Source organism: Nocardia sp. CS682 (assembly GCF_004634405.1).
In the GTDB taxonomy this organism is placed as follows: Bacteria; Actinomycetota; Actinomycetes; order Mycobacteriales; family Mycobacteriaceae; genus Nocardia; species Nocardia ninae.
On sequence record NZ_CP029710.1, the window covers coordinates 8,158,723 to 8,171,179 of the forward strand.

General features: G+C 62.1%; 11 protein-coding genes. 10 read left to right on the forward strand and 1 reads right to left on the reverse strand.

Features of this window, described 5'->3' with window-relative positions:
- Window positions 1-161 precede the first annotated feature (161 nt).
- Window positions 162-1,676: an ABC transporter permease gene (locus DMB37_RS36980; protein WP_206055109.1), complete on the forward strand. Its 1,515-nt coding sequence runs from the start codon at window positions 162-164 to the stop codon at window positions 1,674-1,676.
- Between the two features lie 55 nt (window positions 1,677-1,731).
- Here the strand turns inward: DMB37_RS36980 and DMB37_RS36985 are convergent, their stop codons facing one another.
- Complete coding sequence (locus tag DMB37_RS36985) at window positions 1,732-2,799, reverse strand: esterase family protein (RefSeq protein ID WP_240771848.1); 1,068 nt, start codon at window positions 2,797-2,799, stop codon at window positions 1,732-1,734.
- Between the two features lie 202 nt (window positions 2,800-3,001).
- Between DMB37_RS36985 and DMB37_RS36990 the strand changes: the two genes are divergently transcribed.
- The 9 genes from DMB37_RS36990 to DMB37_RS37035 all read left to right on the forward strand — a co-directional run bounded on the left by DMB37_RS36990 (window position 3,002) and on the right by DMB37_RS37035 (window position 12,454).
- Window positions 3,002-4,453, forward strand: a complete 1,452-nt coding sequence (locus tag DMB37_RS36990) for a tryptophan 7-halogenase (RefSeq protein WP_135236674.1) — start codon at window positions 3,002-3,004, stop codon at window positions 4,451-4,453.
- Between the two features lie 19 nt (window positions 4,454-4,472).
- On the forward strand, window positions 4,473-5,714 hold the full coding sequence (locus DMB37_RS36995; protein ID WP_240771861.1) for a MalY/PatB family protein: 1,242 nt from the start codon (window positions 4,473-4,475) through the stop codon (window positions 5,712-5,714).
- Window positions 5,715-5,727: 13 nt separating this feature from the next.
- On the forward strand, window positions 5,728-6,411 hold the full coding sequence (locus DMB37_RS37000; protein WP_135236676.1) for a class I SAM-dependent methyltransferase: 684 nt from the start codon (window positions 5,728-5,730) through the stop codon (window positions 6,409-6,411).
- A 145-nt stretch (window positions 6,412-6,556) separates the two neighbouring features.
- Window positions 6,557-7,339: a metalloregulator ArsR/SmtB family transcription factor gene (locus DMB37_RS41600; RefSeq protein ID WP_240771870.1), complete on the forward strand. Its 783-nt coding sequence runs from the start codon at window positions 6,557-6,559 to the stop codon at window positions 7,337-7,339.
- A 104-nt stretch (window positions 7,340-7,443) separates the two neighbouring features.
- Window positions 7,444-8,856: a DHA2 family efflux MFS transporter permease subunit gene (locus DMB37_RS37015; RefSeq protein ID WP_135236677.1), complete on the forward strand. Its 1,413-nt coding sequence runs from the start codon at window positions 7,444-7,446 to the stop codon at window positions 8,854-8,856.
- Between the two features lie 162 nt (window positions 8,857-9,018).
- Window positions 9,019-9,840: a class I SAM-dependent methyltransferase gene (locus DMB37_RS37020; RefSeq protein WP_135236678.1), complete on the forward strand. Its 822-nt coding sequence runs from the start codon at window positions 9,019-9,021 to the stop codon at window positions 9,838-9,840.
- A gap of 400 nt (window positions 9,841-10,240) precedes the next feature.
- Window positions 10,241-10,594, forward strand: a complete 354-nt coding sequence (locus DMB37_RS37025; RefSeq protein WP_135236679.1) for a DsrE/DsrF/TusD sulfur relay family protein — start codon at window positions 10,241-10,243, stop codon at window positions 10,592-10,594.
- Between the two features lie 31 nt (window positions 10,595-10,625).
- Window positions 10,626-11,798 (forward strand): NAD(P)/FAD-dependent oxidoreductase, encoded by a 1,173-nt coding sequence (locus tag DMB37_RS37030; RefSeq protein WP_135236680.1) that lies wholly within the window; start codon window positions 10,626-10,628, stop codon window positions 11,796-11,798.
- 107 nt (window positions 11,799-11,905) lie between these two features.
- Window positions 11,906-12,454: a carboxymuconolactone decarboxylase family protein gene (locus DMB37_RS37035; protein ID WP_135236681.1), complete on the forward strand. Its 549-nt coding sequence runs from the start codon at window positions 11,906-11,908 to the stop codon at window positions 12,452-12,454.
- The last annotated feature ends 3 nt before the right edge of the window (window positions 12,455-12,457 follow it).

Genomic DNA, 12,457 nt, shown 5'->3' on the forward strand with positions numbered 1-12,457 from the left:
AGCTCGAATCGAATGGGGTGACCGTCGCGCCCGCATGCGGTGGTCCTCGATTGAGACAGGCTACGGGTAGGGGTTTTGCCGCTCGCCGACGCTATGTGTGGTCGGGACTGCTCGGGGGCGCGGTGGCGGGCTCGGTAGTGCTGGGAATTTGGCACAAGCCAGTGATTCTGCCGGGTGGCGGAGCAGCGTTCGTCGAGTTCTTCGGAACCGCGCTGCACCCTGAGCTCGATCAGAAGTTTCTCGTACTAACGCTCATCGCGGCGTTGACCACGCTCGCGTACGCGGTGCTCGGAACTTTGCTGAGCACTGTGATCGGCATCGTCGGAGGCGTCTTGGCGTCGCAGGCGTGGTGGATGTCCGGTGTTCGAGGTCGGGCACGACGTAGCAAGGCGGGGTGGGCGGTTGCGCGGTTGGTACTGGCGGTGCCGCGCGGAATTCACGAGGTGGTCTGGGCGCTGTTCTTCCTGCTCGTCTTCGGACTCAACCCGATGGTCGCGGTGCTCGCCATCGGCATCCCGTTCGGCGCCGTCACCGCAAAGGTGTTCTCCGAGCTGCTGGATGAAGCACCCCGGCGGCCCTATGAAGCATTGCAAGCCGCTGGGGTCAGGAAGCTGCCGGCGATGTTGTATGGGCTTGTCCCGCTAGCGTTGCCGGACCTGGTCTCCTACAGTTTCTACCGCTTCGACTGCGCGATTCGCAGCGCGGCGATCCTCGGCATCGTCGGTGCCGGTGGTCTCGGCTATGAACTAGTGCTGAGTTTTCAGACGTTGCGCTACCACGAAATCTGGACTTTGCTGTATGCGCTGATCGCGTTGAACGCCGCAGCCGAAGTCTGGAGTGGATGGGTGCGGCGCCGGCATAACGGTCCGTCGCACGACCCAGTGCTGATCGGCTCCTTGCTCGTAGGCATTCTGCTTGCCGTGCTGTCGATCTGGTGGATAGGTCTCGACGTGCGTGTGCTCGGCGACAGCGGCAACTGGCACCGGGCAGTGACGGTGCTGGGTGATGCTTGGTCGCCGGATCTCGGGCCCGGCGGCATCGGCAATCTGATCGAGCTGACGGCCGTCACACTGGCGATGTCCGTGCTCGCCATGGTGTTCGCCTTCTTCACCGGCGTGCTGCTCGCGTTTCCCGCGGCCAGATTGTCACAGCTCGGGCGCCGGACCAATGGCGGTCTCGTACGGCGGGCCGGCAGAGCCGCTTCGATGGTCGCGGTCCGGATCATTCTTGTTGTGCTGCGAGCGATTCCACCACCGGTCTGGGCGCTGCTGTTCCTGTTCGTCTGTTACCCGGGAATCGTGCCGGGCGCCTTGGCGCTCGGTGTTTATACCGCGGGTGTCCTGGGACGGTTGATGGCCGAAGCAGCTGAGAACCTGGACGGTCGCCCGTTGCGGGCTTTGCGAGCGCAAGGCGCAACCGAAGCGCAAGTTTTCAGCTACGGCGTGGTACCGGCGGTGGCGTCGCGGTTCGTCGCCTTCGGCCTGTATCGCTGGGAGGTGACCATTCGGGAAACCATCGTGGTGGGCGTCGTCGGTGCGGGCGGGCTCGGGCTGCTGCTCGATCATCGGTTGCACGCGTTCGACTACCGCGGGGCGTTCGCTGCGATGCTCGCCCTCGCCGTGTTGACGATCGTGGTCGACTTCGCCAGCGCGTTCGCCCGTCGCTCGATACGGTAGCCGCTTGGTCGAGTGTTCAACTGCGGAAAATTCAGGTTGAACACGGTGGGCCCGATCAGTCCCCCGAGAGCCGTTCGACGAGCCAGCCCAGCGATAGAGGGTAACGGTGATCGATGCCGTTGTGTTTTCCTGGGAACAGCTCGAAGTGCACGACGTCGTCGGGGACGCCGGCCTGTTCGAGGGCCGCGTGGAACGCCTGCGCGCCGATGTCCAGGTAGTGCTCGTCCTGTGTGCCGCCATCGACCCAGATGGCGCGCATGGATCGCAATGCCTCAGCGTGCTGGGGCACCATCCGCACTGGATCCGAGTCCAGCCACCGCTGCCATACCGCGGGTCGAAGCATTCCCGTCGATGGGTCGAACGGAAGTTCGGGCGTGCCGTCCGGATGGGCCGACAAGCACGCGGACATACCGTAGATGATCAGCAGGGAGGGGTCCTCGGGCCGGGTGAAGCTGCCGCGCTGCTGGAAGTCCAGCCACCATCGTTCGATGTCCCCGCCGTAACTACGCAGGAAGCGTACGCACATCGGGAATTTGGCGAAACACGTGAACTCGAACAACGCATCGCCGGCGTGGGTCGCCAAACCGCCGAAGAGATCCGGCCGCAACATCGCGGTGACCATGGCGCCGAACCCGCCGCTGGATTTCCCGGAGACACCGCGGTGCGCGGCCTCAGGCTGGGTTCGGTAGTAGGAATCGACCCACGGGACAATCTCGTCGCAGAGGTAGGAGTGATAGCGGCCGGTCCCCGCCGAGTCGACAAACTGGCTTCCGCCATATTTTGTCCAGGTGTCGACGAACACCACGATCGCGGGTGGGATCTCGCCGGCGGCCATCCGCTCGTCGATAACCTCGATAAAGGGGCGCTGGAACGGGTAGTGGTTCCGCCACATTTCGATCCGTCCCATATAACCCTGCAAAAGGTAAACTGACGGATACCGCTGAGTGTCTTCGTCGTAGCCGGGGGGAACGTACACCCATAATGGCCGGGTGCTCGAATCCTGCAAGATATTGTCCTGAAGTGCTTTGCTGTCGATCGAGTGCTCATTCAATTGGCCGACCAGCTCATGTGACGACGTTGACGACATCTTCAGCTCCTTGGCAAGGGGGTGGACTGTCAACAATTGTCCATTAGATTGAATGAATATGGATTATGCGGCAAGGGTTCAGGTGGGGTGCGGCCGCTTTGGGCTTTCATTCCCTGGAAATTGATCACCCTTTGTCTGAAAATTTGACAGTGACATCCTCGGGTGGCGACAATTTTTCGAAGTGGTATCGGCACCGGTTCTGGTGAGTCGCTCCAGTGCGGTTCGAACGGAGGATCATATGACTACGACCGATTGGGATGTCATCGTGGTTGGCGGTGGGCCGGCCGGATCGACGGCCTCTACCGTCATCGCATTGGATGGTCATCGCGTCTTGCTGCTCGAGCGAGATAGGTTGCCGCGCTATCAGATTGGCGAATCACTACTTCCGTCGACGATCCATGGCATCCTGCCGCTGCTCGGCGTCCACGAGGAAGTCGAGGCTGCGGGGTTCGTCCGGAAGAATGGCGGAACCTTCCGATGGGGTGCCAGTAGCGAGCCGTGGACATTTGCTTTCGCGGCGTCTCCGGACATGATCGAGCTCGGTGCATACGGTTATCAAGTTGAGCGTATGAAGTTCGATGGGATTCTCCTGCTCAATGCGCAACGAAAAGGTGTGGACGTCCGTCAGAACCACGGTGTGAACGGCGTGCTCGAAGACGACGGTCGGGTAAGCGGGGTTACCTTTACCGATGACAGCGGGCAACGCCGCACGGCCACCGCGAAATTTGTCATCGATGCTTCCGGTAACGGGAGCCGCATACATCGAGCCGTGGGCGGAGACCGTGAATACTCGCCATTCTTCCGGAACCTGGCGGTGTTCTCATATTTCGAAGGCGGAGAGCGGCTACCGGAGCCGAACAGTGGAAATATTCTCTCGGCGGCCTTCGACGACGGTTGGTTCTGGTATATACCGTTGAGCGACAAACTGACCAGCGTCGGCGCCGTTGTCGGTGCGGACAAGGCAGGACCGATTCAAGCGGATCCCGATGCTGCGCTGCGCTCGTACATCGCTCAGTGCCCGCTCGTCGACCGCTATCTGCGCGATGCCGTACGGTCGACGACAGCACCGTACGACACAGTTCGAGTGCGCAAGGACTATTCGTACGACCGGCCCGTGCTCTGGCGGCCTGGCATGGCTGTTGTCGGCGATGCGGCGATGTTCATCGATCCGGTATTTTCATCCGGAGTCCACCTGTCAACGTATGGTGCGCTGCTCGCGGCGCGGGCAATCAATACGCACCTGGCGGGTAGTGCGGACGAAGCCACCTGCTTCGGCGAGTTCGAAGATCGGTACCGCCGTGAATTCGCGATCTTCCGGGATTTTCTCGTCGCGTTCTACAAGATGAACCTCACCGAGGAGTCGTACTACTGGGAGGCCAAGCGCGCCGCCCACCATGACGGCTCGGTTCTCCAGGCATTCCTGGACGTGGTCGGGGGCATGATGGCGCGCGACATCATTCCCCCGGGCGGACTTCCTCCGGAGGCCAGGACAATGCCTATTCCGCCGGCGATGATTGGTGGCTTTGCCAAGGGGATGGAGATGGGCATCCGGGACATGCGGGGCGCTGTCGACCCTGGCGCGCCGACGCCCGCCGGTGCTTCCAAGTTCGTGCCGTCAGCAGACGGACGGCGGTGGCAGGTCCGAGCGGATCAGGTCGAGCCGGAGGCGCGGCATGCCGTCGGCCGCTGATCCGACGGACGATTCAGCGGTGACCTATCGACCCGTGAACGAGACGGACCTGCGCGCGTGTGGACTTGACCGGCTCGATCTCGCCTGGCTTCGGCGCAAGACCGGAGTCAAATGGGCGCGGGTCGCGCCCGACGTTCTTCCCGCGTGGATCGCGGACATGGACTTCCCAGTAGCACCGCCGGTGCTGAACGCACTGACGGATACCCTGAAGCGAGGCGATCTCGGATATCCCGCCTGGTCGAACTGGATGGGTCCAGACCCACTCGCCGAAGACTTCACCGCGCGGATGGCGTTGTATCAGTGGGCGCCGGAACCTGATTGGGTACGCAGCTTCAGCGACATCATCCAAGCAATCCAGATAGTCATCCAGACGATGACTGAGCCGGGAGATGGTGTCGTCGTTCAAACGCCGAGTTACCCACCGTTTCTGAAGACGGTGACGATGATGGGTCGGCGTGCCGTCGCCGATCCGATCGAACGTACCGACGCGGGATGGTCATTCGACCTGCAGCGGCTCCGCCGGACGATCGCCAGGGAACGCCCGCGTGTGCTGATCATTGTGAATCCACATAACCCGACCGGACGAGTGTTCACCAGGACGGAACTCGAGGAGCTCGCGGAGATCGCGATCACCAACGACATGGTGGTCGTGGCCGATGAGGTGCTCGCCGATCTCGCGTTCGCGCCGCACCGGCACATCCCGATCGCATCGCTGAGTTCCGAGATCGCGGCGCGGACAATCACGATGACCTCGGCGACCAAAGCCTTCAACTTCGCTGGTCTACGGTGCGCGGTGACCCACATCGGTCCGGTAGAACTGCGCGACGCGATCGACGCCGCACCTCCGGATGTCTTCGGTGTGGTCAACGTACTCGGAATCGAGGCAACGAAGGCCGCATGGCGCGACGGTGACGATTGGCTGGATGCAGTCCGGAACCGACTTCGACAGAACCGAGACATAGTGTGCGACAGTATTGTTCAGCGGATGCCGACGCTCGGGTGCGATCCACCCGAGGCGAACTATCTGCTCTGGCTTGACTGCGGAAGGCTCCAGAAAGATGACCCCGCCTTGTTCTTTCGGGACGCTGCTCGAGTGGAACTCAGCACGGGCAAGACCTTCGGGCCTGGCTGCGGTGACTTCGTCCGCCTGAACTTCGCCACTGCCCCCGGCATCCTCGCCGAGATCCTGAACCGGATGACTGCCGCGGTAGCCGAGAGCGTCCACACCGGCGGCCCCAGCTACAACGCGGAATCCCAGTGATCGGAATCGAAGAATGGAAACGCAGATGGCTGTCGCGAACGACAAGGTGGCCCGCCGCTGGAGCTCAGGAAAGAGGAGCCAGCGGGTCTACAACTACACAATTCGCCGGCCGGTCCTGTTTCGCTTGATGAGCAGGATCGTCTGGGGCGCTGACGTGCGACCGCTCTACGCGGACATCGCAGCGCTTGCCGATCTCGCCGCCGGGACCCGTGTACTCGACGTGCCTTGCGGAGGCGGCGTGGCGTTTCGAGGTATCGAGGGGACAGCCGGAATTCGCTTCGTCGCCGCTGATATTTCGCCCTTCATGCTCGACACCGCGAGAGCCGAGGCGGCTCGCCGCGGCCTCTCCGACATCGAGTACGTCCAGACCGACGTGGCGCGTATGCCCTTCGCCGACAGCTCGTTCGATGTGTGCGTGAGTTACAACGGGCTGCACTGTTTTCCTGATCCGGCAGCGGCTGTGCAGGAGATGGCCAGGGTGCTGCGCGTCGGTGGCGAGTTGCGCGGCACCGTCGTCGTCACCGGGGGCAGCGCCTTGTCGGCCGCGGCCATTGCGAAGTTCCAGCGCACTGACCAGTTCGCGACCGTCGGCTCCGCCGAGGACTTGCGGGAGTGCCTCACCGGCGCGGGATTCGTCGACCTTCGCCTCGATCGACAGGGTGCCTACGTGGTTTTCCACGCGCTCAAATCCGGTTGAGCGGCCATGATTCGGTCGTCCAGCGACGACTCGAAACGGTTTTGGCGAGGGCCCTTGCACCCCATCGGTGTATAAGTCTAGTCTAACCGTCAGTGAACACTAACGGAGGTTCACGGTGGACACTTACGGGGGTTCAGCTGCTCTCATGTTGCTCGGTGACCGTAGTAGGCGCGCGATTTTCGAGCACCTTGCTCGGGGGCCGCGTTCGGTCGGCGAGCTGGCGGAATTGTTACCCATTAGTAGGCCGGCGGTGTCCCAGCACCTTTCTGCGCTGCGAATCGGTGGACTTGTCATCTGCGAGGTGCAGGGCACAAGACACGTCTACCGACTCAACGTCGAGGGTGTGGCAGGAATACGAGCGTATCTGGATCAAATCCAGGAAGATGCGCTCCGCTCTTTTCGAAACGCCGCGGAAGCGGCGTTATCTACGGCAGAAAAGGAGTCATCTATGAGTACACCAGCCTCGATCCCGGTGATCAGTGGGACCGTCACGGTCGATGTGCCGCTGGAGCACGCGTTCAAGTTTTTCACCGAGTCATTTGGAAGCTGGTGGCCGACCGTCTTCCACATCGGTCAGGTCGACATGGCGGACGGCGTCATCGAACCTCGGGAGGGCGGCCGGTGGTTCGAGAAAGGCGTGGACGGTTCGGAATGCGACTGGGGGCGCGTGATCGCGTGGGACCCGCCGAACAAGATCGTCTTGACCTGGCAGATCAACGGGATGTTCGCGTTCGACGCCGATCCTGATCACGCCAGCGAGATCGAGATCCGCTTCGCACCGGAAGGTCCGGATCAGACCAAGGTCGACGTCGAGCATCGAAACATCGAGCGACTGGTCCAGGGGCAGGGCGTCTACGACGGCATCAACCAAGGCGGCGGCTGGCAGGCCAACCTGGATGCCTACGCGGCGGCGCTCGCGAACAAATAAACCCATCTCAGACGGGTGAGCGGTCGCCGGCGAGGGCTTCTTTGGAGTCGGCGACCCCTCCGTCCACGAACGCTGGTCGAACGACTTCACGAGGGGAGCCGACATTGGCGACAGCAGTTGATAGTCAGGACATCGCAGGAAGCCGCGCCTGGACCGTGGCTTTAGGCTCGGTCGCGTCATTCATGGTTGGGCTGGACGTGCTGATCATGATGACCGCCGTGTCGACGCTGCACCTCGAGTTCGGAACGGACGCAGCAGGTATCGGGTGGAGCATCAACGCCTACGAGATCGGCTTCGCCGCGCTGATCCTCACCGGCTCGGTGATCGGCGACCGGTATGGACGCAAGCGGATGTTCATCGTCGGAGTCGCGTGGTTCACGGTCGGATCCGTGCTGTGCGCACTCAGCACCAGCATGGAAATGCTTGTGCTCGCTCGCGGTTTCCAAGGGCTCGGCGGCGGCATCGCGACAGCGCTGGCGCTCGCGGTGATCACGGCGTCGACGCCATCGGAGCGCCGGGGCACCGCGTTCGGCATCTGGGGTGCGGTGATGGGAATGGCGGTCGCGGTTGGTCCGCTGGTCGGCGGAACGATTATCCACTTCTTGTCCTGGGAGTGGTGTTTCTGGTTGAACGTGCCCATCGGCATCGCCGTAATAGTGCTTGCCTGGCGGAAGATTCCGGAGACCCGCGGTAGCGCGACCGGGATCGACTTCTTGGGCATGTTCCTGTCGACGGCCGGTGTGGTGTCATTGTCGCAAGCGCTGCTGCGCGGTGGTGAGGTCGGCTGGTCCGCACCCTCCATCGTCGGTGGCATCATTGCGGGGTTGCTCCTGCTGATCGCGTTTGTTGCCTGGCAGCGACGGACATCGGCACCGATGATGCCGTTGAAGATGTTTGAGAATTTGAGCTTCTCGGGTGGCTGCGGAGTCGGTTTCGTTCTGGGTGCCGGACTTTATGGCAACGCATTCCTTTTCGCGCAGTACCTGCAGCTTGCGCTCGGAAACGACCCGCTGATGGTCGGTATCAAAATGCTGCCGTGGGTGGCGCTCGCACCTGTTGTTGCTCCGATTGCGGGTATGCTCGCGGACAGAATCGGCGAACGACCTATCGTGATTGTCGCGATCGTGCTGTTCGCCGGCGCGTTCTTTGCGATAGGGCCGTTGGTCAAATCAGGTGCCGGGTACGGGACTCTCGTGTTGCCCCTGATCGTGGCCGGCGTCGGTGTGGCGGCGCTGTTCCCCGCACTGGCTACCGCGGTGATGAGGGTCGTCGATCCGGATCATCTCGGTGTGGCCTCTGGTGTCAGCAACACCATAAGGCAGGTGGGTGCGGTGTTCGGTGTGGCCGTCGCCGTGGCCATCTTCACTTCGTTCGGCGGCTACCAGTCTCCGCAAGACTTTGTTGACGGCTACACGCCGGCTGCGGTGGTGCTCGCCGCGATCACTCTTGCTGGTTTGATCCCCGCGCTCCTGATCCGGCCGCGCTCGGTCAAGGTGGACACCGTCTCCATGAAGTGACAAATCATAGAAACTCTGATCATGTACGGCCGCAGATTTATTCTGTGGCCGTTTTCAGTACTTTTTATTTGACGCCCCGGTTCCTCGGCGAGACCATTGTGCAGTAACCATCGTCGGATAGGAATTCGTGAAAATTCGCGTATTCCGGGAAAAGGAGCCGGGATGACTGTGGCGCCAGAAATTATGAATCGAATGCGCAGTATGTGGGGCGCAGTCGACTATCACCCGATTGCGGTGCGTGATGTATATGTCGGCGAATTGCTGGCCCGCGCCGTAGACGTGCACCCGGGCCAGCATGTCTTGGATGTCGGCGCCGGATCCGGCAATGCCGCTCTCTCGGCGGCCCGACGCGGTGCACGCGTCATCGCCACCGACTTGGTGGCGTCGTCGCTCGAAACCGCGGCCCGACGGGCATCGTGCGAGGGTCTGAATCTTCGAGTCGAAACAGCCGATGCCCAGGACCTGCCGTTCGATACTGACTCCTTCGACGTGGTCATGTCGACCTTCGGGGCGATGTACGCGCCGAACCACGCGCGCACCGCGGACGAGCTGATTCGGGTCTGTCGGCCGGGTGGACGGATCGGACTCGCAAGCTGGACGCCTGGTGGTCTTGTCGGCCGCTTGCAGGGGATGATGGCGAAGGCGATGGCCCAGCCGCCGAACGCTGGAGCGAAGCCGGGAGGCAGCGGCCCGCCCACACTGTGGGGCACCGAAGCGCATTGCCGCGAGCTGTTCGGCGACCGGGTGAAGCTGACGAGTGCGGTTCGTATTCACGAATACTGCGCAGCGACTGCGGAGGCGCAGGTTCGGTTGCTGCTTGACCATCTGCCTCCTTGGCATATTGCTTTCAAGGCACTGACACCGGAGAAGCAAGAGGAGATCTCTGCTGCGGCCATAGCGGAGTTCGAGCGAGCAAACCGCGCTCAGGACGGCACCAATATCGCTGAGGCCGAGTACCTCGAGGTCGTCGCGACGGTTGTATAGGAGAAGTGTGCGCAGGCGGCCTATGGCAGCTCGCCTGCAGCTGTGGCATTTCGACCATCAGCCCTGAGTTGCGCGGCCACCCCCTCGTGGTCCGTGATTCAGCGGCTGGTGGTCTTCGCGGGTTCCCGTGCCTGGCAGCGACAGCCGCTGACGCGCACTTGTCTGTGTTCAGCGTTTCCAACATATTTTCAAATGCGGAATCTCCGAAGTTGAACATGTCTGAAATCGACTGCTTCCCTTTGGCGTGCGCAAGCACTGTCGGTCGATCATCGCTTACGGATTGAGTTCATTGTCAGCGCGAGAGACCTCTGACCATAATGAAGCGGTGAAGAAATGCGGCGGGCAAATATTCCGTGCCGCGATCGGGGACGCCGGTATTCCGGGATTGGAGAACTGAAAAATGAAGTTCTTGTTTGTGCTTCACGATCCTCCATATGGCACAGAGCGCACGTATAACGGACTCCGCTGGGCGCAGCGAATGCTGGCGGGCCAGTCGAATAACGAGGTAAAAGTATTCTTCATGGGTGACTCGGTGGGTGCGGTCCGGCCAGGTCAGAAGACGCCGGACGGCTACTACAACATCGAGACGATGGTCCGCAGCATCGTAGAACACGGCGGGGCCCTCGGTTCTTGTGGAACATGCCTGGACGCACGCGGTATTCCGGACACCGATCTCGTGAAAGGAACGCATCGCTCATCGATGCCCGAGCTCGGCCGTTGGACGGAGTGGGCAGACACCGTCATCAACGTTTGATCCACCTTTCACTGTTGGAGGACCGTTCCTCATGTCGCGAACCGTTGTAGTTCTCGGTGCTGGCGCTGGTGGTTTGACCACTGCGAGTTTGTTACGCGAGATGCTCGATCCTGATGATCGGATCGTCATTGTCGACCGCTGTCTGAAGACGGCGCAGGGACTGTCGCTGCTGTGGATCATGCGTGGCTGGCGCAGCTCTGACCAGGTCATGCACACGCCGGATCGACTGAACAGTCTCGATGTCGACGTGGTCGAGTCCGAAGTCGGGCGAATCGATCTCGCCGGCCGGAGTGTCGTTACGGCGGCCGGCGAGATCAGCTACGACGCGCTGGTGATCGCCCTCGGCGCAGAGCTGAGACCACAAGGGCTCGTTGGCCTCCCGGAAGCAATCAACGCTGGGCGTGCGGGGGAGTTCTACACCGTGGACGGAGCACTGGCGGTTCACGATCAGTTGCGCCGATTGAGTGGTGGCCGTTTGGCGTTCGTAGTCGCCGCGATGCCCTTCAAATGTCCCGCAGCGCCTTACGAAGGTGTTCTTCTAGCTGCTGACTTGCTAGCGGAGCGTGGTGTTCGGTCGGGCGTGCAAATCGACTTCTACACCCCTGAGCCGCTACCGATGCCGGTCGCCGGTCCAGCCGTGGGCAAACGCTTGGCCGCACTGCTTGCCGAGCGAGATATCGAGTACCACCCGTTGATGCCGATCGAGCGAGTGGATCCGGAGGGCGAGCTGCGATTCGCGGATGGATCACGAGCCGCGTTCGACTACCTGATTGCCATCCCGCCCCACGGCGCACCACGTCCGGTTGTCGAAGCACGCTTCAGCGAGGCCGGGTGGATACCGGTCGACCCACGGACCCTGACGACCGCCGAGGAGGGCGTGTGGGCGCTCGGCGATGTCGCGCTCGTGACGTTGGCGAACGGCAAACCGCTGCCTAAAGCTGCGGTGTTCGCCCGAGGTCAGGCTGCAGCGGTCGCGACCGGGGTCGCACGTCATCTCGGAATCGACATCGAGACAACAGAATTCAACGGCGATGGCTACTGCTATGTCGAGGCAGGCGGTGGCCTGGCGGCCAAAGGCGCCGGAAATTTCTACACGGAACCGGCGCCGACAGTGACGCTGACCGAGCTGTCCGCGGAGTCGCACGTCGAAAAGGAGGAGGAAGAAGTCAGCTGGATCAGTCGATGGTCGGGAGCCGACGTTTAACTCGATGTTCCGCCGAGTCGCGCACTGGCGGACCAACTCTCAGTACTAGACCAGTGCCCGGGCGACGTATGCGCCCGGTTGGTCGGAAACCATTCAAGGAGCTTCGAATGCCGCACGTCACTATTCCCGCAAATCTGCCGCCGGGAACCCCCGGACTCATGCAGTACCGCCAGGAAACTGGCCGTCCGATCAGCCAGCTCGCCGAGGTGCTGCTCCGCAGTGAACACAGCATGAGCAGGTCCGATCGCGAGTTGATCGCCGCCTACGTCTCGCAATTGAACAACTGCGAATTCTGCGTCCGGACCCACAGCGAAGTCAGCGCTCAACAGAGCCCAGAGGGTCGAACCGTCGTGGACAAGGTGCTCGCCGACATCGACAGCGCCCCGCTGACACCGAAGATGCGTGCGCTGATCACCATCGCGGAGGCCGTGGCGGAAAGCGGCAAACTCGTCAACGACGAGATGGTCGAGGCGGCTCGCACCGCGGGCGCGACAGACACCGAAATCCATGACTCGGTGCTGATATCGGCTGCCTTCTGTATGTACAACCGTTACTGCGACGGCATGGCAGCGATCGTGCCCGAGGATCCGGCCGCCTATGTGGGCATGGCCGCGCACATCATTCGCGAGGGATACAGCAGCTGCGCTACCGCGTAGGGC

Excerpts from the sequence above, each read along its gene's own strand:
- DMB37_RS36990 (WP_135236674.1), top strand. The coding sequence starts at position 3,002 with ATGACTACGACCGATTGGGATGTCATCGTGGTTGGCGGTGGGCCGGCC.
- DMB37_RS37030 (WP_135236680.1), top strand. The coding sequence starts at position 10,626 with ATGTCGCGAACCGTTGTAGTTCTCGGTGCTGGCGCTGGTGGTTTGACC.
- DMB37_RS37025 (WP_135236679.1), top strand. The coding sequence starts at position 10,241 with ATGAAGTTCTTGTTTGTGCTTCACGATCCTCCATATGGCACAGAGCGC.
- DMB37_RS37000 (WP_135236676.1), top strand. The coding sequence starts at position 5,728 with ATGGAAACGCAGATGGCTGTCGCGAACGACAAGGTGGCCCGCCGCTGG.
- DMB37_RS41600 (WP_240771870.1), top strand. The coding sequence starts at position 6,557 with ATGTTGCTCGGTGACCGTAGTAGGCGCGCGATTTTCGAGCACCTTGCT.
- DMB37_RS37035 (WP_135236681.1), top strand. The coding sequence starts at position 11,906 with ATGCCGCACGTCACTATTCCCGCAAATCTGCCGCCGGGAACCCCCGGA.
- DMB37_RS37020 (WP_135236678.1), top strand. The coding sequence starts at position 9,019 with ATGACTGTGGCGCCAGAAATTATGAATCGAATGCGCAGTATGTGGGGC.